At 55.5% G+C, this 2,657-nt stretch carries 3 protein-coding genes; 2 read left to right on the top strand and 1 reads right to left on the bottom strand.

Annotated elements, in window-relative coordinates:
• Nucleotides 1-87: 87 nt before the first annotated feature.
• A complete protein-coding gene (locus tag ACIQ39_RS19245) occupies nucleotides 88-912 on the bottom strand; it encodes an IclR family transcriptional regulator (RefSeq protein ID WP_396436188.1) in 825 nt (274 codons plus the stop codon).
• 188 nt (nucleotides 913-1,100) lie between these two features.
• Between ACIQ39_RS19245 and ACIQ39_RS19240 the strand changes: the two genes are divergently transcribed.
• Together ACIQ39_RS19240 and ACIQ39_RS19235 are read left to right on the top strand one after the other, a co-directional pair.
• Nucleotides 1,101-2,147, top strand: coding sequence for an ABC transporter ATP-binding protein (locus ACIQ39_RS19240; protein ID WP_396436187.1), 1,047 nt, complete (start codon nucleotides 1,101-1,103; stop codon nucleotides 2,145-2,147).
• Nucleotides 2,144-2,657 (top strand): ABC transporter permease (locus tag ACIQ39_RS19235; RefSeq protein ID WP_396436186.1); only part of this gene is annotated, 514 nt, incomplete at its 3' end. The genes ACIQ39_RS19240 and ACIQ39_RS19235, both read left to right, overlap by 4 nt.

The raw sequence follows: 2,657 nt of genomic DNA, 5'->3' as shown, positions 1-2,657 counted from the left end.
CTGGCGTTCCGCCGGGGCATCATTGGCGAGATCGCCAACTGGATCAAGAAACCGCTGTGAAGGGCTGTTCCAACGGTTGCGCTGCTGTCAACCGTTGGGCATCCAGGCCGCAAGAAATGAAAGCGGCCTGCGCAATGTGGGATCAAAGGGATTGATTTGCGGAGAAACGCGCTGGGCCTCTTTGCGCAGCAAATCCACAACCGCAGGCAACCGCTCCTCGTTCAACCGAGTCGAAATGGTCCCGACACTCAAGGCTGCTACAGCACGGCCTTCACGATCGCAAATGGGTACAGCCACGCCGGCCATTCCCTCCAGCAAGCCCGTGTTTTTGTCGGCATAGCCCTGTGCCCGAACCCGATCGATTTCGGTTCTCAAATACACCTCGTCGAACGTGCCCAACTCGCGCACGCGGGGCACATTGAAGCGAATGACTTCTTCGCGCTCGGCTTCCGGCAAAAAAGCCAAAATGGCCAAACTGCCCTGCCCCACGCCCAGTGCCACGCGACCGCCAATATCGCCTGTGAACGAACGAATCGGAAAAGGTCCTTCGCTGCGGTCAATGCATACCGCATCAAAACCACTGCGCGCCAATAAGAACATGGTGTCGCCCAAACTGGCCGACAGGCGCAGCAGACCTGGTCGACACAAGTCGCGGAGCAGGGAGGGGTTGCCGGCACGCGCAGCCAATGCAAAAAATTCGATGCTCAGCCGGTAGTGTTTCGTCCGCTCATCTTGCTCCACCACATTCTGGGCAATCAGGGCTTGCAAAGTGCGGTGAACGGTGGCTTGCGTCAGCCCGATGTCTTTGGCAATTTGCGTCACGCGCGCACCCTCGCGTTGCGCATGGGACAAATGGCCAATGATGGCAAAAGCCCTTTCCAGTACACCGGATCCTGTTGAGGTCTTGGTCATTTTGAAGAACTGAAGAGTTTTCAGAATTCTAAGCTTATTATTCTGTACAGTGGAATAAATTAAATAGTTATGCCGTTTAATGAAATACCCTGTTGACGCTCTGGCGTGATTCCAACACCATTTGGCAAAGTCCGGCGCAGATCTCTGTTGGGCTCGGAGCAGAGCCTGCGGGCACAGGAGTGTGGCGAATGTCGTTTTTGACGTTGACGAATCTTTCCAAGTTCTATGGCGCGCAATGCGCCGTGGACGACATGAACTTGAGCGTTGAAAAAGGCGAGTTCGTGACCCTGTTGGGACCGTCGGGTTGCGGCAAGACCACAACGCTGCAAATGATTGCCGGGTTTGTTGAAGCCAGCCACGGAAAAATCTGCCTCGATGGCAAAAACATCACCCACAGCCCACCCAACACACGGGGCTTGGGCATTGTGTTTCAAAGTTATGCGTTGTTCCCCCACATGACGGTCAGCCAGAATGTGAGTTTTGGCTTGGAGATGCGCGCCGTGGCCAAGCACGAACGTGCAGACCGAGTGGCCGCGGCTTTGTCTTTGGTGCACTTGGGCGAATTGTCACAGCGCTACCCCCGCGAACTTTCGGGCGGACAACGCCAGCGGGTGGCCCTGGCCCGCGCATTGGTGATCGAGCCCCCCGTCTTGCTGCTGGACGAGCCTTTGTCCAATCTGGACGCCAAGTTGCGTGAAGAGATGCAATTTGAACTGCGTCAGATTCAACGCAAAGTCGGCACCACCACCATCATGGTCACGCACGACCAGACCGAAGCCATGTCGCTGAGTGACCGCGTGGTGGTGATGCAAGCAGGGCGTGTGACTCAAATTGACAAGCCATTCACGCTGTACGAAAACCCGCAAACCCAATTCATCTCCACTTTCGTCGGCAAAGCCAATTTGTTGCAAGGGCAGGTTAACCACAACGATGGTGACTGCTCCATCGATATGCGCGGCTTGAAACTCAAGGTGGCCTCAGGCCTTTGGGCTGAAGGCCAGTCAGTGATGGTCAGTGTGCGGCCCGAAAAAATTCAGTGTGTTGCCCAAGGCACGGGTCGCGTGGATGGTTTGGTCATGGCCAGGTTTTTTCTGGGCAGCCAATGGCTTTATCAGGTAGAAACAGCGCAAGGGCTGTTGACCGTCACATGTGCGAACAATGACACTTTCCCTTTGAGCGAGGGTCAAAGTACAGGCCTGGATTGGACAGATGAAGCCATGCGGGTGTTGCCATGAGCGCACAAAGGCCACTGACGCCATGGGTCTTGTCTGCCCCAGCATTGCTGCTGTTCTGCGGCTTGTTGCTGGCGCCCCTGTTGATGACGGGTCTTTTGTCTTTCCAAGTGTTTGACTACAACACGGGGGTGAAAAACGAGTACACCCTGGCGCATTACATCGAGGTGCTGACGTTCTGGGTGTCTGTCGTGACCACCGGCATTTGCCTATTGATCGGGGCACCCGAAGCCTATGTTTTAAGCCGGATGCGGGACCCGTGGAGAACAATCTGTTTGCTGGTGGTTCTGGCACCACTGCTGGTTTCGGTGGTGGTCAGGGCTTTTGGCTGGAGCATGTTGCTGGGACCGAATGGTGTGATCAACCAGTTTTTTGCTTTTGCCGGTCTGGGTTCAGTCAAGATCCTGTACACCGAATGGGCGGTGATCATCGCCTTGGTGCACGTCATGCTGCCCTTCATGATCATTCCGATTTGGACTTCGTTGCAAAAACTCGACCCGGGCGTCGAGCATG

The organism is Limnohabitans sp. (assembly GCF_044361645.1).
Classification (GTDB): Bacteria; Pseudomonadota; Gammaproteobacteria; order Burkholderiales; family Burkholderiaceae_C; genus Limnohabitans_A.
Note: the sequence above shows the minus strand (reverse complement) of the source record. Positions and strands in the feature narration are given on the sequence as shown.

What these genes read in the sequence shown, in the direction of transcription:
- ACIQ39_RS19245 (WP_396436188.1), bottom strand. Translation starts at nt 912, where the DNA reads ATGACCAAGACCTCAACAGGATCCGGTGTACTGGAAAGGGCTTTTGCC.
- ACIQ39_RS19240 (WP_396436187.1), top strand. Translation starts at nt 1,101, where the DNA reads ATGTCGTTTTTGACGTTGACGAATCTTTCCAAGTTCTATGGCGCGCAA.